Source organism: Synechococcus sp. H60.2, assembly GCF_047462315.1.
In the GTDB taxonomy this organism is placed as follows: domain Bacteria; phylum Cyanobacteriota; class Cyanobacteriia; order Thermostichales; family Thermostichaceae; genus Thermostichus.
The window spans coordinates 19,336-36,821 of the sequence record NZ_JANSIZ010000004.1 but is presented as its reverse complement, the minus strand read 5'-3'; the positions used below and the strand labels follow the sequence as shown (position 1 = coordinate 36,821).

Here is a 17,486-nt window from a genome sequence, read left to right as displayed (position 1 = left end):
AGTCTTTTCTTCTGAGATCTGTGCATCCGGGTCGTAGCTATCGCCGCCTTTTTCCCTTCATTCGGCCCCATCTGTGGATGTTGCTGCTGGGGCTGGCCTGTACCCTTGGCTTTGTCCTCACCATGCCTGCCCTCGCCTACTTGATCGAGTGGGTGGCCCGCTCCATCGGCGCAGGGGATCTGGGACAACTGCGGATCTTGGCCTTGATCGGGGTGGTGTTTTTTCTGGTGCGCGGCGCCTTCCAGTACGGCCAGGACACCCTTATGGCCAGGGCCTCTTTGCAAATGGTATTGGAATTGCGGCAACGGCTCTACGCCCATTTGCAGGGTTTGGATGTGGACTACTTTTCCGGCAGCCGCACTGGCGACCTGGTCTACCGCCTCACCGGCGATCTGGATCGGGTGGGCGAAGTGGTGCAGCGTTTTTTCCACCGCTTCATCCCCAGCGTGCTCACCATCTTGGCGGTGGTGGCCTACCTGTTCTACCTCAACGGCATCCTCACCTTGACCACCCTGGTGATTGCCCCCCTGATGGGCGCCTTGATTAGTTGGTTTGGGGATCGGCTGCTGCTGCGCTCCCGCCTCAACCAGGAGAGCATGTCCGACCTGTCCTCTCTCCTAACCGAGGCCTTTGCCGGCATCAGCCTCACCCGCGCCTTTGCTGCTGAGGAATACGAGATCCGCCGCTTCAGCGCCATGGCCGAGAACAACCGCCTGGCCCGCTTTCAAACCGAACAGGTTAAAGCTATCCAAGACCCGGTGGTGGGCTTTCTGTACGCCATGAGCGTGTTGGGAGTGTTTTGGGTGGGCGGCTGGCAGATCAGCGAGGGCAACCTAACCGGCAGCCAGTTTCTTGGCTTTATTGCCGGGGTGGCCATGTTGATCGACCCCATCGTCCACATCACCAACAACTACAGCGAGCTGAAACAGGGGGAAGCCTCGGTGGAGCGGATCTTCGAGCTGCTGGATACCCGCTCCCAGGTGCGGGAGTTGCCCGGTGCTCGTCCCATGCCCCCCATTCAGGGCTGGGTGGAGTTCGAGCAGGTTTCCTTTGCCTACAAACCAGATCAGCCGGTGCTCAAACGGATCAGCTTCCAGGTGGCCCCCGGCGAGATTGTCGCCCTGGTGGGATCCTCCGGCGCCGGCAAATCCACCCTGGTCAACCTGATCCCGCGCTTCTACGATCCCCAGGAAGGCTGCATCCGCATCGACGGCATCGACATCCGCACCGTCACCCTCAAGAGCCTGCGCCGCCAGATCGGCATCGTGCCCCAGGAGATTACCCTGTTTTCCGGCACCATCGCCAGCAACATCGCCTACGGCCAAGAGGACTTTGACCTGGAAGCGGTGCGGCAGGCGGCCCGTGTGGCCAACATCGACAGCTTCATCGAGAGCCTGCCCGATGGCTACGCCACCCGTGTTGGAGAGCGCGGAGTTACCCTCTCCGGCGGCCAGCGGCAGCGGTTGGCCATTGCCCGCGCCCTGTTGCTCAACCCCAAGATCCTGATCCTGGACGAGGCCACCTCCGCCCTGGATAACGAATCGGAGGCCTTGGTGCAAGAGGCTCTGCAACGGCTGATGCAACGCTGCACAGTCTTTGTTATCGCCCACCGCCTTTCTACGGTGCGCAGCGCCCATCGCATTTTCGTCCTCGAGCAGGGGCAACTGTTGGAGGAGGGCAATCATCGCGAGTTACTGAGCAAGGGGGGGCGCTACGCCCAGTTCCACTGGCGCCAGTTCCAGTAGCTTCTAAAGCCCCCACGCCTGCCGGAAGGGGCGATAGAACGCCGGATCTGGGGGGGCACCCCCCGCAACTCCACAGATGGCCGCCGCAAACTCCACCGCCCGTTGCAGCAACACCGCCTCTGGCCATCCCTGCAGCAGGCCCAGAATGGCCACCGCGCTGAAGGCATCTCCTGCCCCCACCGTATCCACCAGCCGCGGCACCGGCACCGGCTCCCCCCGATACACCCCCCCAGCGGTGAACAGGAATGCACCTGCCGCCCCCAGCGTTAGGAACAAGCCCTTTAGATTCAACCGCGCCCGCAAGGCCTGCCCCTGTTCCTCCACCTTGCCAGCGGGGATGCTTTCTAGCTGCACCACCTGCTCCAGCTCCTCTTGGTTCAGCTTCAGCCAAGCGCAGGTGCGCAGCATTTCCCGGATGGGGCCTGGGTGCCACCAGGGATCCCGCAGATTGAGGTCCAAAAACACCGGACAGCCCACAGTGGCAAGGGTCTCCTGAAAATGGCGATGGGCTGCTTCTCGACGCGCCGCCAAGCTGCCCCGGTAGATCAGGCTGGGGCGGAGGGCTTGCAGAGCTGCCCTGTCCAACTGGATGTAGTCGTAGGCTTGGTCGGGCAAGATGGCGAAGGTCGGGATCCCCTCCCCATCCAGCGTGACCCGGACTTGGCCGGTGGGGTGAACCGGATCCCGCTGCAGCCCTTCCAGACGCAGCCCCTGCTGCCGCAGCGCTGCCAGCATCCTTTCTGCCGCCTCATCCTGGCCGACGCGGCTGAGCAAGAGGGGATCGGCTCCTAGCCCTTTGAGGTTCCAAGCCACATTCAAAGCTGCCCCGCCCAGCACCACCTTGTCTGGGAAACAATCGAAAAGGGTCTCCCCCACAATCAGGGGGAGGCCAGAGGTCACTCCGAGGGGAGCCATCCTGGCCTCTCAGGCAGCAGTCGAGCCGTGCTGCTCCAGGATTTGCCGGTAAGTATTGCTGCGGAACCAGCGCTCAATTTCCCGAGCTCGCAGCACCGGCAGCGGGTGGGTGCGCCCGATGGTCTGCATCTGCTTCAGCTCAAGCTGCCAGAGATCGTCGTCCAGCTCCTCGTAGGTGCGGGCCTGCTCCAGAAAAGCATCCACATTGAGCTTGGCGGCCAACTGCGGCGAGCCGCCGCACAGTTTCATCAGCACCGAGATCACCGTTCTTGCATCCTGGGTAACCAGCAGCGCCGCCCGGTCGCAGGTAAACTCGGCACAGCGCAGCCAGTGCAGCAGTTGATCTTGCAGCGCCTGATAGAACAGCCCGCCGAAGGGGAGCAAACTGGTCGAGAGCATGAGAAGGTTGGCCATTGTCAAGTAGACGCCGTGGTTGCACTTGAGGTGGCCCAGCTCGTGGGCAATCACGGCTTGAATTTCCGGCGGCTCCAGCAAGTCCAGCAGAGAGCTGTGCAAAACGATAAAAGGCTTTTTTCCTTGCATGGCAAAAGTGTAAGCGTTGGGCACGGGATTTTGGCGCACGTAGAGCTGGGGCACTTCGAGATCCAGGATGCGACAGGCCTGCACCAGAAGCTGGTGAATTTCCGGCAACTGGTGCTCGTTAATTTGAATGCTCGAGGCGATGTTATCCAGATAAAAGATCTCCCCTGCCGTCGAGCCGAGCAAATTCTGAATCAGCAGGCCCAGCCCCGGCACCTGCTGCAGGGAGCGGGTTGCCTGCAGATCCACAGGATGGCGAAACTGGTCAGCCCGCAGGCCCAACAGGATGCGGGGCTCGCGGGGAAGGGTTGGTGTGGATGGCATAGAAGACATAGGAGGCCGTAGAAAAACGCTTAGGGTCACAACTCGTAGGGCATAAACTGACGCAGGCGGTTTAACAAAAATAGCCGCTCCGGCGGGGGATCCGGCAGCACCGGCTGATGGGAAAACCCCAAGGGATCCTCACCCAAAAGGGATCTCCCAATCCACGACATGATTCCCGATGCGCGTTCCATCGGTAACCAGCCGCCCATTATCGGCGATAGAGCCGCCCCTGCCCAACCGATTGCTCCGGTAGGTTCAAGGCGAAAAACAGCCGCTGCTGGCTCCCCGCCCAGTCCAGGGCCTTCTGTAACCGCTCTGCCCAAACTCACGCCAAAGCCGCCGGCTGAGAAGTGGCGTAGGCCTCGGCAGGCGTCGGCGTCACCGTCAACAGCAGTTGCCCATTGAGAAAAGTATGGGCTGGCAGAGGAGCCGCCAAGGGATCCGGACTGGGAGGAGCAGGGATCTCCAGGCTGACCTGGGGCTAGGAGCTGCTGGCCTCCAGCAAAATCTCCTCCAGGCGTTGCTGCATCAGACGCAGACGGGCAGGAGAACAATCGTTGCCCATCTCGCCGCTGCCTGGTTTAGCATCATTGTCTGCACTTGGGCACTCTTGTGCCCCTGAACACCTATCTAGGGTCTGGCCGATCTTTATCCAGGATCCCCCGATCTTAGCCGCTACCCTGGAAACATCCCTTCTGGTCATGGGCTGAGCCACCTTGTCGTCGTTTTGAGGTCGCCATGCGGATCCCGACTTCCACCTATCGCATTCAGTTTCACGCTGGATTTGACTTTGAGGCAGCGCGGCAAATTGTCCCCTACCTGAAGTTGCTGGGCATCAGCGATCTGTATGCTTCTCCCATCTTTCAGGCCCGCAAGGGCAGCACCCATGGCTACGACGTCGTGGATCCCAGGCAGATCAACGTGGAGCTAGGGGGGAGTGAAAAGTTTGAACTCTTGTGGGAAACCCTCAACCGGCAGGGAATCGGCTGGATCCAAGACATTGTGCCCAACCACATGGCCTACGACGGCCAAAATCAAATGTTAATGGATGTTTTGGAAAGTGGCCCTAACTCAGACTTCATCGATTACTTTGATGTCAACTGGAACCATTCTTATCTAGGTATTAAGGGAAGGATCTTGGCACCTTTTTTGGGTGACTTCTACGATAAATGCTTGGAGTCTGGACAAATCCAGCTCCGTTACGACGCTGATGGCCTTAGCATCAACTACTATAACTTGAGATTTCCTCTAAATATTGATACCTATGCCGATGTTTTTACCTACAACTTGGGCAAACTAAGACGAAAACTAGGACGCAGCCATCCCGATTACATCAAATTACTCGGGATCCTCTTCAGTCTTAAATTCATCCCTAGCAAAGAAGATCTTCTAGAGCGCACCGATCAGATTAACTTTGCCAAGCACTCCCTATGGGAGCTCTACACCTCTAGCCAACATATTCAGAACTTTTTTGACGAGAACATTGCCATTTTTAACGGCAAGCCAGGGGATCCCTCAAGCTTTGACTTGTTGGACAGCCTTTTGGCGCGACAAAACTTCCGCCTTTCTTTCTGGAAGGTGGGTGCTGAGGAGATCAATTATCGTCGTTTTTTTACCATCAACGATCTGATCTCGCTGCGGATGGAAGATCGCGAAGTATTTCGCAAAACACACCAGCTCATCCTCAAGCTTTCAGAACAGGGGCGCTTTACGGGTTTACGCATTGACCACATCGATGGCTTATTTAACCCAGAGGAGTATCTCCATCGTCTGCGAGAACGCTGCCCAGATCTCTACATCGTGGTAGAAAAAATACTAGAAGCTAATGAGAAGCTACCTCAGCAATGGCCAGTTCAAGGCACAACGGGTTACGACTTTTTAGCTAAGCTTAATGGCATCTTTTGCCAATCGGAGAATGCAGAAGCCTTCAGTGCTCTGTATCAAGATTTCACCAACCTACAACAGTCACCAGAACAAGTTATCGAAGATAAAAAACGGCTGATTATCGAGCGCAACCTGGCAGGGGACATGGACAACCTTGCTTTTTTGCTCAAGCAGATTACCAGCCATCACCGCTACGCCAACGACTTTACCCTCTACAGCTTGCGCCGAGCCCTGGCAGAGGTTTTGGTGTGTTTCCCAGTCTACCGGGTCTACATCCATGAAGGGATCCTCAGCCCAGAAGGTCAACAGGCTATCCGTCAAGCTGTAGAGAAAGCTAAGGAGAACCTGCCCATTCTGGTCAACGAGCTGAATTTCCTGCAGCGCTTTCTCTGCCTTGAGTTCCCTGAAAACGTCTCAGAGGAAGAGAAAAACGAGCAAATCTACTTTGCTATGCGGCTGCAACAGTTGGCCGGCCCTCTCATGGCCAAAGGGGTAGAGGATACGGCCTTCTATGTTTACAATCGGCTGCTATCCCTAAACGAAGTGGGTGGGGATCTGTGTCGTTTTGGCATTTCTGTCCAAGAGTTCCATCGCTTTAACCAAGAACGAGCAGCCCAGTGGCCCTTCTCAATGAATGCTTCCTCCACCCATGACACCAAACGCGGCGAGGATGTGCGGGCCCGCCTGAATGTGCTTTCGGAAATCCCCGCCGAGTGGGAGAAGCACATTAAACTCTGGCATGAGTTGAATCTTGGCTACAAAGTCCGCAGCAAGCAAGCGAAGCGTTTGGAGCTGCCGGATCGCAACGACGAGTATTTTCTTTATCAGACCCTGATCGGCTCCTATCCCTTTCAGCCGGAGGAAGTTCCCACCTTTATCCAGCGAGTTAAAGACTACGCCATTAAAGCGGTTCGGGAAGCCAAAGTTCACACTGCCTGGCTTCGCCCCGATACCGAATATGAAGAAGCCACCCTTGCTTTCATCGATCAGATCCTGCAGTCCTCAAGCCCCTTCCTGGAGTCTTTCCTGCCCTTTCAGCGCAAAATTGCCCACTTTGGCATCTTTAACTCTCTCTCTCAAACCCTGCTGAAGCTCACCAGCCCTGGGATCCCGGATATCTACCAGGGCACGGAGCTGTGGGATCTCAGTATGGTAGATCCCGACAATCGTCGGCCCGTGGACTTTTCCCGTCGCCTAGCTTACCTCGAGGAAATCCAGCGGCGAATTAAGCAGGATTCCCTGCAACTGATCCAAGATCTTCTGCTTCACCGCCACGACGGCCGCATTAAGCTGTTTCTCATCCATCAGGTGCTAAAGGGCCGTCAGGAACAGCCGCAACTGTTTCTGGAAGGCAGCTATATCCCCCTGCAAGTAAGCGGCTCCTATGCCAACCACGTCATCGCTTTTGCCCGTCAGCACGACAAACAAGTCGTCCTGGTGGTGGCCCCCCGCTTCTTAACCTCCTTAATTGACGAGACGCAGGATCCCCTAGGGGAATTGGTTTGGAAAGATACGGAAATTCAGCTGCCGCGCTGGAAGCGGCTGGACTGGGTGAACGGCCTCACCCAAGAAGGGATCCCAGCTGGCGACACCTTGCCGGTGGGCGCCGTCCTCAAGTCTTTCCCAGTGGCTCTGCTGTGGGGGCAATCTCGCTGAGGAGCCTAGGGAGCCGCTGCAGCAGGGGTTAGGGTCTGGAAGTTGACAATGCGGGCAAACTCTTGGGGATCGAGGCTAGCGCCCCCCACCAGGACACCATCAATCTGCGGCTGGGCCATCAGCTCGTCAATATTGCTGGCTTTAACGGAGCCACCGTAGAGGATGGGCAGGTGGTCGGCACCCAGATGCTGGCGGATAAGGCCAATGACGCGGTTGGCCTCAGCCGCTGCACAGGTTTTCCCCGTGCCAATTGCCCAGATTGGCTCGTAGGCAATCACGAGGTTTTGCAGATCGATCCCTGGCAAGGCGCGATCCAACTGTCCCACAATCCAGGACTCGGTTAGGCCCTGTTCCCGCTGTTGCAAGCTTTCCCCCACACAGAGGATGGGAGTGAGCTTGTGCCGCTGGGCCGCTGCCAAGCGCCAGTTGACGGTTTCATCGGTTTCGCCAAAGTATTGCCGCCGCTCGCTGTGGCCGACGATCACGTAGCGCACCCCCAGCTCTGTCAGCATGGGGCCGGAGATCTCTCCCGTAAACGCCCCTTGATCCTCCCAGTGCAGGTTCTGGGCTCCCACAGCAATGCCGGATCCCCGCGTTTCTTCTACCACCACAGCCAGGTCTGTGAAGGGCACGCAGAGGATGATCTGCCGCTGCGGCGTCGCCCCTACAGACGACGCTTGCAGAGCCGGAGCAAACTCGCGCAGAAACTGGCGAGCCTCAGCCTGAGTCTTGTGCATTTTCCAGTTGCCGGCAATGAGGATGGGGCGCAAGACGGATCCTCCCTAAGCGACACAACGATATAGTCAATCGCCGGGATCCCGAGCAAGGGGGATCCCGAGCTTTTTTCGTATGTCACAGTGTATCAGCAAGAGGTTTCAGAAGAGGGCGAGGGAGGTTGTTGACGCCGCTCCTCCAAGCTGGCCGCAAGGGCAGCTAGGCAGTCTTGGAGGGGGGATCCCTGCTCTAGGTGCCGGACGGCAACGGCATAGGCTTCGGGGTGAGCTTGCAACAAGGCCTGGCTCTGGCGGAGAAAGCGGTTGATGTAGGCCCTCATTTGAGCCGCAGAGGTCAAGGGCTGGGCTGCTGAGATCCCTGCCAGCAGCTTGGCCAACTGTTGTCTATCCTCCTCATCCCCCACCACTTGGCCATACTGGAGAGACTCCGCGGCAGCCCCTGCCATCCAAAACAGGCCGTAGCGCTCTAGATCTGCCCAGGAGAGGCCTCCCTGGGCTTCCCAGGTGCGCATGGGGGCTTGATCCAGCTCCACTCCGCCGTAGCCGGGGATCCCGTGTCGGAAAGCCTGCCAGGGGCCCAGCACGTAGCCGCGCAAGGGGATCCCTAGCAGGTGGGCCACCAAAAGGTGTCCTGCCTCGTGGCGGATGACCCGCTGCCGATAGGCTGGAGAAGCCCAATCCAGGAGCGCGCCCAGCAACCCTGAGAGCCGCCCCCCAAAGGCCACTTGTTCGACAATCACCAAGCCCACCATCCCAGACAAAGGTAGAGCCAACCGCGGCCCCAGGGCTGCCGACACCACCAAGGCCGCCACGATCCAAGCTGCGCGGGTGATTCCAGCCTCTGACATAAGGTTTCTATGCCTTCACCTCTGGTCCTAGCTCGAGCGCCAGCAGCTCGTCGGCCAACTCCAAAAACGCCTCCCGCTCCAGATAGGAGACATCTCCCACCCACTCCCCTAGCTTGACCACGTAGACTTCGCTCAAGGTCGGCCGGCGCCGCAGATCGCGCGAATAGGCCTTCACCAGCGCCAGCACCGATTGCTTTTTAACAATTCGCCGGTAGCGGGGATCGTCCCTGGCCCGCACTCGGTAGAGGACTCCTGTTTCATCGCCAATTTCCATCTCAAACTGGCGCTCGCGCACTTCTTCGATATAGAGTTGCCCGTCTTCACCCACCTTTTCCCGCTCTTCCACCACCACCTCATAGCGGCGGGTGCTCAACACCTGCCCAAAAAACAGTCCTCCGTACGGGATCTCGCGAAAGGCTAGCTGCCGGCGGGAGATGGTGTACAGCGGCCCCCACAGAAAGGGATAGAGCAACGAGAGAAAGCCCGCCAGAAAGGAGACCGCCCCCAAGAAGGATCCCTCGCCAAAAGCGCGAGACAGCACCAGCAGTGCTACGCCCACCAAAATGGCTGTAATGATCCGGCCTACGCTGTTGAGGGCATCGCTCCAGTAAGCTGCGTACTGGAGCCGCGTAGGCACCAGCGGGATCACCGACTCGCACTCTTCTGGGGTGAGCTCCAACAACATGCCCTGGGATCCTCAAAACATCCAACTCCACCCCTTTACCTGCTGAGGGTGGGCCAGACCCCATCTTAGAATGAGACAGGGAAGCTCTGCTGCCCTTGCCGCTCCTCCTAAGTGCTGCCAAGCTCCCATGGTGCCCGGATCCCAATTTTCTTCGACCATCAGACAGCAGGTGACCCAGTTGGACGAGGGATCTCGGAGGGACAAGGCGTGGCTGGGAGATGCAGTGCTGAGCCTATTTGCCCGCCAGTGGTTGCTCGGCCCACCGCCCGACTGGCAGGTGCCTTCCCCTCCCGGCTGCGATCTTAGCCGCGCCGAACTCTTCACCTGGCTCACTTCCAACCAATTTTTGTCGGCTCTCCGGGATCCCACCCAGGTGGAAGCAGAAATCGGCCTCATCTACGAAAGAGAAGGCCTCCCGGCAGCCTTTGCCTACATTCAGGAACAGCTACTGCCCTTGTTCGTGAGACAGGTACAAAACCGCACCAAAACCCTGCGCGGCAAACGGCGCTAGAGTCTTGAACTCCCCTCTCTCACTCCCACAGCCGCCGGATGGGAGAGCGGTGCAAAAGGCGGTGAGTTTCAGCCAACAACTCTGGGATCGGCAGGTGCTCCGGACAGCGGGGCAGACAGTCGCCGCACTCGCTGCAGCGGTCGGCAGGCACTCCTGGAAACCAGTGCCCCGCCTGGCCAAACATGTTGTAGCGGTACTGGGCAAACTCGGTCATCTCATGGGCAAGGGCCAAGTTGCGCAGCCGCAGCACCTCTGGGATGTGGATCCCTTCTGGGCAGGGCAAGCAGGCATAGCACTGGCTACAGCGACTGGATCCCAGGCGTTCTTGCTCTGCTTGGCGCAGCCGCTCCTGCACCTGCAGGCCCTCTGTCCACCAACGCTCGGGATCCCGCAGGGCTGCCAGGGCTGTCTGCAGCTCGCTGGGATGGGTAACGCCCAGACTAAGGGTATGGATACGGGGATCCGCCAGCAAAAAGCGGTAGGCAAACTCCAAGGGGCTAAAGGGCGCACAGCTCTCCTGCAGACGCTGGGGCGGGCGGTAGAGCATCCCCCCCTTGTCGGCGGGGGAGATGATGAACACCCCCATATCCTGCTGGGCTGCCGCCTCCAGGGCCGCGGCATTGCGCTGCTGGAAAAAGTGGTAGTGCAAATTCACAAAGTCAAAATGGCCTGTCTGGATGGCCTGCAGGATTAGCTCCAGGGATCCATGGGTGGAAAAGCCGATGTAGCGCACCAGGCCCTCCTGCTGCGCCTGCCTAAGGAGCGGCAAGCCCTCCTGCAGTACCCACTCCAGGTGTTCGGGTAGGTTGATGCCGTGGAAGGCAAACTGATCCAAGTACTCCACCCGCAGCCGCTGCAGGGATCCCTCCAGCCGTTCCCGCAGCCTCTCGCCAGGCGTGAGCTTGGTGGTTAGGATCAAGCGCTGCCGCGGCACCGCCAGACTCTGCAAGATTTCCCCCAAAAGCACCTCGGCCTGGCCGTAGGCCTGCGCCGTTTCCAGGTGGTTGATCCCTGCTTCTAGCGCCGCTGCCACCGTGGCCTGGGCCTGTTCTGGTGGCACGTTGACCAGGCGCATACTGCCCAAAGAAAAAGCCGACATGAGCTGCTGCGTGCGCCCAAAGCGGCGGTAGAGCATTGGGGAGCTCCCCCCGCTTTCCGGCTCAGCTGGGCGATGTGGGCTCAGCATCAACTTCCTCGGCGATGGACACCCCCCAACTTTACCCCAAGGCTTCTCTAAAAAACGCCACCGCCTCTGCCAGCACCTCCAGGAAGCGATCCACCTCGGCCAGGGTGTTGTAGAGGTAAACGCTGGCCCGGGCTGTCGACTGCACCTGCAAGTGGCGGTGTAGCGGCTGGGTGCAGTGGTGGCCAGCCCGGATGGCAATCCCCTGCTCATCCAGCAGCGTGGATAGATCGTGGGGGTGAATGCCCTCCACCGCAAAGCTGACCAGCCCTGCCCGGCGCGCCGGATCCTTGGGACCATAGACTGTAATGCCTGGAAGGCGCTGGATCCCTTCCAGAAGGCGAGCGGTTAGCTTTTGCTCATGGGCATGCACGCGCTCTAGCCCAATCTGGCTTAAGTAGTCGACGGCTGCCCCCAAACCCACCGCTTGGGCAATGGCCGGTGTGCCTGCCTCAAACTTGTGGGGGATATCGGCATAGGTGGCGTGATCCCAGTCCACCTCGGCAATCATCTCGCCCCCACCCAAAAAGGGCGGCATGGCCCGCAGCAGCTCCCGCTTGCCGTAGAGCACCCCGATCCCAGTGGGGCCACACATCTTATGGCCAGAAAAGGCCAGCCAATCGCAATCTAGGGCCTGCACATCCACTGGCATGTGGGGCACACTTTGACAGGCATCCAGAAGCACCTTAGCCCCATAGTGATGGGCTAGCGCAATCACCTCCTGAACAGGGTTAATGGATCCCAGCATGTTGGAGACGTGGGTCACCGCCACCAGACGGGTGCGATTGCCGAGTAAAGAGCGGTAGTGCTCCAGATCCAACTCACCCTCGGCCGTGATTCGGATGAACTTGAGGCAGGCCCCCGTCTTCTGAGCCACGAATTGCCAGGGGATCAAATTGCTGTGGTGCTCCATCACCGACAGGATAATCTCATCCCCCCGCTCTAAGGTGCTCATGCCCCAACTGTAGGCCACCAAGTTAATGGCCTCACTGGCGTTGCGGGTGTAGATGAGCTCCTGCGGGGAAGGCGCATGGACAAAGCGGGCAATCTTCTCCCGCGCCCCCTCGTAGGCCTCCGTGGCTTCGTTGCCCAGGGTATGCACCCCCCGGTGTACGTTGGCGTTGCTGTGGCGGTAGTAGTGATCCATCGCCTGCAAAACCGCCAGCGGCTTCTGAGAAGTGGCCGCGTTGTCAAAGTAGATGAGCGGCTGGCCGTTGATCTGGCGCTGCAGGATTGGAAAATCCAACCGCACCTGGGCAGCTAGGTCGGCAGCGGCGTCAAAAGCCTGTTCCAGCTTGGGAGAAGAAAGAGGGGATACCGCCATAGTCTGCGCAGAAGCCTACCTCCCTCAGTATGGCATTGCTCTGGCCAGCCGCCCCGAAAACTCTCCCTTGCTGGCAGAAGAGAGTTGTCACGGACTGTAATTTGATGTTAAGTTTGTTTACATCCAGTTACAAGGCATTACCCATGCAACCCTCTCCTAGGATCCCTTCTCGCCTCGACTCCGCTTCTGTGGCCCAATACTACGACACCACCAACGACTGGATCCCGGGCTGGACGGAGCAAGCGGAGCGTTGGAATGGCCGCCTGGCCATGGTGGGTTTGGTGATCAGCGTTGCTACAGAGGTGCTGGTGGGCCACAGTGTTTTCGCCACCACTCTCGCCCAGTGGCTGGGACTGCAATAGTTCAGTACGCCAGCACCAGGTCGGGCGTCTTGCCTAGGTCTAGGGACTTGCCCAAGCGGTTAACTTTTTGACTTAACGGAACAGGCCGATGAGACTCGACAATCCCTTCCTTCCCTACATTGCCGTTATGGTGAGCGGGCTGGTGGCGGCTGTTGTCCTCGGTTCAATAGCTTTCTTCAACTCCAAGCGCCCTGCGGGCTGGGAGGGTGCTGCTCGTCCGCGATACGTGCCTCAGTACGAGGCTTCGCCCACGTGGGAAATTGGCTGGACTGAGCAAGCTGAGCGGTGGAACGGGCGTTTGGCCATGCTGGGATTTGCCATCAGTATTGCAGTGGAAGCGCTGGTAGGCCACAGCGTGCTGGCTTCTGTCCTAGGGCTGCGCTGAGCTGGCTTCAACAGGAAATCTCTCAAGGTGGCCTGAGAAGTCAGGGCTTTCGCTGGCAAAACGGGGAGTTGCAAGACCCTTGCGAAGGAGTTTGGGACTCTACCCTGTCCTTCCGCTTCTCTGCAACTTGAGGATCTGGGCCACTACCCCCAGGGTTTCTTCGTAAAGATAGTCGGGGCCAGGCCGCTGCAACTCGGCAGCCAGGAGCGTTTCTAGGGAATCGTGCTCCAGGGGGGCCACCTGGCGAACCACGCATCTCTGGGCACCTCCCATGGCCTCCATGCGCATGCACCCCGTGGTTTCCGAACAGAGCACGGTGCAGGCGTCAACTTCCTGGTTGCTGGAGGTGAGGCGCAGCCCGATGAGATCCCCCGGCTGGCTCATTTCGGAAGCCAAAGGTACAGCAGCCAATTCTGCCCTCACCTCGCCCCCTGTTTGGGTTTGGAAGCGGATGCGGTCAATCTCATAGTCATGTTCCTGAGTCTGGGCTCGCTCAGTGGGTGTCCACCCCAGCCGACTGGCCAGCCAGCCCAGGAAAAGGAGGGCCTGGCAGGGATTGCCGGCTTTGTAGTCAATCGTTACCTGATCTATCCAGTACAGCGACTCCCGCCGGTCGGGGGGATCGAAGGCTTGGGCAGTAAGCTCCTGCCAGGGCAGCAGCCGGCGCCAGTTGAGATCCCCGCAGTGGTGGCCCTCGCGGATGAGAAGGTCCATTTCCTGCAGGTCTTCCTCAGGATTGACAAAGCCTCGCGAATCGACAATGACCCGGTTGCTCAGGGCCACCAACTTTTGAAACAGCAAGCTGTTTAAGTCCAGGTTTCCTTGCCACCACAAGAAAGTGGGCAAGTTGGGGATCAGTAGCGAGGCAACAGTACTGCAAGCCCGTACAAGAGCTGCTTCCGGCGCTTTCAGGGTGATGTATTCGCAACACACCAGCGAGCTGCGCTGCTCACGGGTCACCGGGCAATAGGCGGCCACCTGGGCCTCGATGGCGTCCTCTGCGGCTCCCTCCCGTTTGGCCCTTAGGTCGATGACGCGGCAGGGGTTCTGGGTGGCGATGGCCTCGACGGTAGGCGAGGGCAGCAACAGGGCATCGTCTAGCGATTCATACACCACCAAGGTAAAGGTGGCGGCGCGGGCAGCGACGCTCTCTCCTTTGGAAGACCAGATCTTGTTCAGCTCCTGCTCAATGTCCTCGATGGAGACATCTTTTGGGGTTTGTAAAGGCAGGACGGCGGCAGGTTGATCCATCGTCTCCTCCTGCAGTGGGCTCTTGCTCAATCCTAGACAGGTAGGCCGGCTGCTCTGGAGGAGCTTAAGGTGAGGTACAGATTGGCCGGCTCCAGCCCTCGCACCCCATCCAGGCAACAGCAGGCTTAGGCGGGCCGGGGCTGGATGCTCAGCTCCAGGGGTCGACCGGGATCCCCCACCAAAACCAAGCCGCGGCCATTGGCATGCAGATGACGCACAATCCAGTACAGCGTTTCGACGCGCTCCGGGCAGCCCAGTTTTTCCGCCAACTGGGGCAAGGTCAGGGATCCCTTTTGCTCTCGCATCACCTCCAGCACCTGACGCTGGAGCTGCAGGACGGCGTTGGCTGCTTTCTTGCCCGCTTCCACCCCCGGCTGGTGGTAGGCGTTGACCTGGATGAGAGAGGCGTAGAGGCCTACTGCCCGTTCGTAGAGAGCAATCAGGGCTCCCACGGAGCGGGCATCCACCCGCGGCAGGGTTACGGTAATGGAGTCGCGCCCGTTTTCGTAGAGGGCTTGGCGGGTGCCCTGCAGCAGGCCGTCTAGGTAGTCGCCACTGGTTACCTCGGGCTCTACAAAGGGGGAAGGGATCCCGGGCTCGCGATCCTGGAGCACCTCGATGAAGGTCACAAAGAAGTTGTTGAGACCATCCCGCAGCTGCTGCACGTAGGCGTGCTGATCCGTGGTGCCCTTGTTGCCGTAGACGGTTAGGCCCTGCTCCACCAGGTTGCCCTTTAGGTCGTGGGACTTGCCCAGGGATTCCATCACCAACTGCTGCAGGTAGCGGCTAAACAGCGCCAGGCGGTCTTTGTAGGGTAAAACCACCATATCCTTGCGCCCCCGCCCCTCGCCGACGATGTACCAGGCCATGGCCAAGAGGGCAGCGGGGTTGCGCTCCAGATGGGGTACGCGGGTGGCCTCGTCCATGGTGGCGGCCCCGGCCAGCAAAGCCCGGATATCGATCCCCTGCAGCGCCGCCGGCAACAGGCCTACCGCTGAGGTTTCTGACGTGCGCCCCCCCACCCAGTCGAAGATGGGAAAAATTGCCAGCCACCCCTCCTGCCGTGCCTGCTGCTCCAATTGGCTGCCAGGGCCGGTAATGGCCACCGCATGAGCAGGAAAGGGGATCCCGGCCTTCTGGTAGGCCAGCGCCACCTCCACCAAGCCATTGCGCGACTCAGGTGTGCTGCCGGACTTGGAGGCAACAATTACTAGAGTTTGTCCCAGTTTGTCCGCCAGCCGCCCCAGCACGCGATCAAACCCGTCGGGATCCGTGTTGTCGATGAAGTGGATGTTCAAGGGCGGCTGCAGCGGAGCCAGGGCCTCGGCCACAAACTGCGGCCCCAGGGCTGATCCGCCAATGCCAAGCCAGAGCAGCTCGGTGAAACATCCTCCCCCACTAGCCGGGATTGTGCCGCGGTGGATCTTTTCTGCAAAGGTCTCCACCTGTTCAATACACTCCTGAATTGCCTGCCGGATCTCCGGCGTGGGGGCCAGCTCTGGCGACCGCAGCCAGTAGTGGCCCACCTGGCGGCCTTCGTCGGGGTTGGCGATGGCCCCGGCTTCTAGAGCCTGCATCTGGGCAAAGGCCTGGGCAAAGAGAGGCCGCAGCGCCTCCACTTGGGCAGGGGTAAAGCGGATGCGGCTGATATCAACAAAAATTTCCAGCTCAGGGTGGTAGTAAAGCCAATCGCAGTAGCGCTGCCAGAGTTGGAGGCTGTCCATGGGATCCCTCCTGCCAAAGCCGTAACCAGCTTACCAAAGCCGCCCCGCTGGGAGGTGCCGCCGGCGAGATAGATCCCTGGGCCAAGAAGCCGATAGAATTCGAGGCACGGGTTGTTGCAATGCTGGCCTAAACGGTGCAGGCCCAGGCCTCCTCCCATGCCCCTAGAGTGTGACCGGCAGTGGATGGAACGCTGCCTCTTTTTGGCTCGCTCCACACCACAGCGCCCCTCCCCTAACCCGCGGGTAGCTTGCGTTGTTGTCCGGGGGGATCAGGCGGTGGGGGAAGGCGTTCATCCGGGAGCCGGCCAGCCCCACGCCGAGGTGTTGGCCTTGCAGCAGGCGGGATCCCTGGCCAAGGGCGCCACCCTCTACGTCAACTTAGAGCCCTGCAACCACTACGGGCGCACCCCTCCCTGTACTGAGGCCATCCTGGCTGCCGGGATCCGGCGGGTGGTGGTGGGGATGCAGGATCCCAACCCGCTGGTGGCCGGCAAAGGGATCCGCCGCCTGCAGGAGGCCGGGGTCGAGGTAACCGTGGGAGTGCTGGAGCGGGAGTGCCAAGAGCTCAACGAGGGCTTTGCCTTTGCCATTGTGCGGAAGCAGTGCTTTGGCCTGCTCAAATACGCCATGACCCTAGACGGCAAGAGCGCTGCCGTCACCGGCCACAGCCAGTGGATTAGCAACCCCCTGGCGCGAGAGTGGGTTCACCGCCAGCGGGCCTGGCACGACGCGGTCATCGTAGGATCGAAAACTGTCTGGCACGACAACCCCCGCCTGACCTGCCGCCTGCCGGATTTTCAAGGATCCCAGCCCCTGCGGGTGGTTCTCAGCCGCTCCCTAAACCTACCCCCCGTGGCCCACCTCTGGCAGGTGGAGGAGGCGCCAACTTTGGTGATGACAGAAGCCACCGAGACCCATCCCCTCTGGCGATCCCTGGCCCAGCAAGGGGTGGAGCTGCTGCACCTGGATCAAGTAACCCCGGCTCGAGCAGCGCAGGTTCTCTTTGAGCGAGGCTGTCTGAGCGCCCTCTGGGAATGCGGCGGCACCCTGGCCTGGGCTGCCCTCAAGGATGGGGCCATCCAGAAAGTGGCCGCCTTCATCGCTCCCAAGATCCTGGGCGGGGCCGACGCCCCAACCCCGGTAGCAGGCGAAGGGATCCCTGACCTGAACCAGAGCTGGCAACTGCTGGAGCTGCAACTGCAGACTGTGGGGGATAACTGGCTGATCACCGGGAAAATCCCCTCTTCTAGCCCCGATGACTAAGAGATCGATTGTTGACAAATTCGCGAGGGCTATCCGGAGGGTTTTAAGTGTCTGAACGAACAGACTGATATCTGTTCAATGTAAATGAATATACTGATCAGAAAAATACAGCATTCTTGCAAAGTAGGTTTCAGAATTGAGCTCAACTGTGC

At 59.6% G+C, this 17,486-nt stretch carries 16 protein-coding genes; 6 read left to right on the top strand and 10 right to left on the bottom strand.

The window, feature by feature from the left end:
• Positions 1 to 20 precede the first annotated feature (20 nt).
• A complete protein-coding gene (locus tag NW845_RS01200) occupies positions 21 to 1,745 on the top strand; it encodes an ABC transporter ATP-binding protein (protein ID WP_414376436.1) in 1,725 nt (574 codons plus the stop codon).
• A 3-nt stretch (positions 1,746 to 1,748) separates the two neighbouring features.
• On the opposite strand, the gene NW845_RS01195 is transcribed toward NW845_RS01200, so the two are convergent.
• The 3 genes from NW845_RS01195 to NW845_RS01185 are packed head-to-tail and all read right to left on the bottom strand — an operon-like array spanning position 1,749 to position 3,694.
• A complete protein-coding gene (locus tag NW845_RS01195; RefSeq protein ID WP_414364174.1) occupies positions 1,749 to 2,660 on the bottom strand; it encodes a carbohydrate kinase family protein in 912 nt (303 codons plus the stop codon).
• A gap of 9 nt (positions 2,661 to 2,669) precedes the next feature.
• Complete coding sequence (locus tag NW845_RS01190; RefSeq protein WP_414364173.1) at positions 2,670 to 3,533, bottom strand: M48 family metallopeptidase; 864 nt, start codon at positions 3,531 to 3,533, stop codon at positions 2,670 to 2,672.
• 26 nt (positions 3,534 to 3,559) lie between these two features.
• Complete coding sequence (locus tag NW845_RS01185; RefSeq protein ID WP_414376434.1) at positions 3,560 to 3,694, bottom strand: hypothetical protein; 135 nt, start codon at positions 3,692 to 3,694, stop codon at positions 3,560 to 3,562.
• Positions 3,695 to 4,262: 568 nt separating this feature from the next.
• Here NW845_RS01185 and treY point away from each other — a divergent pair.
• Complete coding sequence (gene treY / locus NW845_RS01180; protein ID WP_414364170.1) at positions 4,263 to 7,064, top strand: malto-oligosyltrehalose synthase; 2,802 nt, start codon at positions 4,263 to 4,265, stop codon at positions 7,062 to 7,064.
• A gap of 5 nt (positions 7,065 to 7,069) precedes the next feature.
• Here treY and tpiA read toward each other — a convergent pair whose 3' ends face one another.
• The 3 genes from tpiA to NW845_RS01165 form a co-directional block, all read right to left on the bottom strand.
• Complete coding sequence (gene tpiA / locus NW845_RS01175) at positions 7,070 to 7,834, bottom strand: triose-phosphate isomerase (RefSeq protein WP_414376431.1); 765 nt, start codon at positions 7,832 to 7,834, stop codon at positions 7,070 to 7,072.
• A gap of 92 nt (positions 7,835 to 7,926) precedes the next feature.
• Positions 7,927 to 8,646, bottom strand: coding sequence for a hypothetical protein (locus NW845_RS01170; protein WP_414376429.1), 720 nt, complete (start codon positions 8,644 to 8,646; stop codon positions 7,927 to 7,929).
• Between the two features lie 7 nt (positions 8,647 to 8,653).
• Positions 8,654 to 9,331 carry a hypothetical protein gene (locus NW845_RS01165; RefSeq protein ID WP_414376426.1) on the bottom strand — a complete coding sequence of 226 codons (678 nt, stop codon included), beginning with the start codon at positions 9,329 to 9,331 and terminating at the stop codon, positions 8,654 to 8,656.
• 127 nt (positions 9,332 to 9,458) lie between these two features.
• Between NW845_RS01165 and NW845_RS01160 the strand changes: the two genes are divergently transcribed.
• Complete coding sequence (locus NW845_RS01160) at positions 9,459 to 9,842, top strand: hypothetical protein (protein ID WP_414376423.1); 384 nt, start codon at positions 9,459 to 9,461, stop codon at positions 9,840 to 9,842.
• A 19-nt stretch (positions 9,843 to 9,861) separates the two neighbouring features.
• Here NW845_RS01160 and NW845_RS01155 read toward each other — a convergent pair whose 3' ends face one another.
• Entirely contained in the window at positions 9,862 to 10,977 is a 1,116-nt protein-coding gene (locus NW845_RS01155) for an aldo/keto reductase (RefSeq protein WP_414376420.1), read from the bottom strand.
• Positions 10,978 to 11,059: 82 nt separating this feature from the next.
• A complete protein-coding gene (locus tag NW845_RS01150; RefSeq protein WP_414376417.1) occupies positions 11,060 to 12,349 on the bottom strand; it encodes a cysteine desulfurase in 1,290 nt (429 codons plus the stop codon).
• A 143-nt stretch (positions 12,350 to 12,492) separates the two neighbouring features.
• Here NW845_RS01150 and NW845_RS01145 point away from each other — a divergent pair, with 143 nt between their 5' ends.
• A complete protein-coding gene (locus tag NW845_RS01145) occupies positions 12,493 to 12,711 on the top strand; it encodes a hypothetical protein (protein ID WP_414376415.1) in 219 nt (72 codons plus the stop codon).
• Between the two features lie 88 nt (positions 12,712 to 12,799).
• The gene (gene psb35, locus NW845_RS01140) at positions 12,800 to 13,096 is read left to right on the top strand and encodes a photosystem II assembly protein Psb35 (protein WP_414359919.1); all 297 of its coding nucleotides are present in this window, start codon (positions 12,800 to 12,802) and stop codon (positions 13,094 to 13,096) included.
• A gap of 99 nt (positions 13,097 to 13,195) precedes the next feature.
• Here the strand turns inward: psb35 and NW845_RS01135 are convergent, their stop codons facing one another.
• Together NW845_RS01135 and NW845_RS01130 are read right to left on the bottom strand one after the other, a co-directional pair.
• Entirely contained in the window at positions 13,196 to 14,347 is a 1,152-nt protein-coding gene (locus NW845_RS01135) for a glucose-6-phosphate dehydrogenase assembly protein OpcA (RefSeq protein WP_414376413.1), read from the bottom strand.
• A gap of 125 nt (positions 14,348 to 14,472) precedes the next feature.
• Positions 14,473 to 16,071, bottom strand: a complete 1,599-nt coding sequence (locus NW845_RS01130; protein ID WP_414365743.1) for a glucose-6-phosphate isomerase — start codon at positions 16,069 to 16,071, stop codon at positions 14,473 to 14,475.
• 156 nt (positions 16,072 to 16,227) lie between these two features.
• Between NW845_RS01130 and ribD the strand changes: the two genes are divergently transcribed.
• Entirely contained in the window at positions 16,228 to 17,334 is a 1,107-nt protein-coding gene (gene ribD, locus NW845_RS01125) for a bifunctional diaminohydroxyphosphoribosylaminopyrimidine deaminase/5-amino-6-(5-phosphoribosylamino)uracil reductase RibD (protein WP_414376410.1), read from the top strand.
• Positions 17,335 to 17,486: the final 152 nt, after the last annotated feature.

Bases quoted from the DNA above. Each gene is read 5' to 3' on its own strand.
- NW845_RS01170 (WP_414376429.1), bottom strand. From the start codon at position 8,646: ATGTCAGAGGCTGGAATCACCCGCGCAGCTTGGATCGTGGCGGCCTTG.
- NW845_RS01195 (WP_414364174.1), bottom strand. From the start codon at position 2,660: ATGGCTCCCCTCGGAGTGACCTCTGGCCTCCCCCTGATTGTGGGGGAG.
- NW845_RS01160 (WP_414376423.1), top strand. From the start codon at position 9,459: ATGGTGCCCGGATCCCAATTTTCTTCGACCATCAGACAGCAGGTGACC.
- NW845_RS01155 (WP_414376420.1), bottom strand. From the start codon at position 10,977: ATGCTCTACCGCCGCTTTGGGCGCACGCAGCAGCTCATGTCGGCTTTT.
- NW845_RS01190 (WP_414364173.1), bottom strand. From the start codon at position 3,533: ATGTCTTCTATGCCATCCACACCAACCCTTCCCCGCGAGCCCCGCATC.
- NW845_RS01150 (WP_414376417.1), bottom strand. From the start codon at position 12,349: ATGGCGGTATCCCCTCTTTCTTCTCCCAAGCTGGAACAGGCTTTTGAC.
- treY (WP_414364170.1), top strand. From the start codon at position 4,263: ATGCGGATCCCGACTTCCACCTATCGCATTCAGTTTCACGCTGGATTT.
- NW845_RS01145 (WP_414376415.1), top strand. From the start codon at position 12,493: ATGCAACCCTCTCCTAGGATCCCTTCTCGCCTCGACTCCGCTTCTGTG.
- NW845_RS01135 (WP_414376413.1), bottom strand. From the start codon at position 14,347: ATGGATCAACCTGCCGCCGTCCTGCCTTTACAAACCCCAAAAGATGTC.
- ribD (WP_414376410.1), top strand. From the start codon at position 16,228: ATGCCCCTAGAGTGTGACCGGCAGTGGATGGAACGCTGCCTCTTTTTG.
- psb35 (WP_414359919.1), top strand. From the start codon at position 12,800: ATGAGACTCGACAATCCCTTCCTTCCCTACATTGCCGTTATGGTGAGC.
- NW845_RS01130 (WP_414365743.1), bottom strand. From the start codon at position 16,071: ATGGACAGCCTCCAACTCTGGCAGCGCTACTGCGATTGGCTTTACTAC.
- NW845_RS01185 (WP_414376434.1), bottom strand. From the start codon at position 3,694: ATGTCGTGGATTGGGAGATCCCTTTTGGGTGAGGATCCCTTGGGGTTT.
- NW845_RS01165 (WP_414376426.1), bottom strand. From the start codon at position 9,331: ATGTTGTTGGAGCTCACCCCAGAAGAGTGCGAGTCGGTGATCCCGCTG.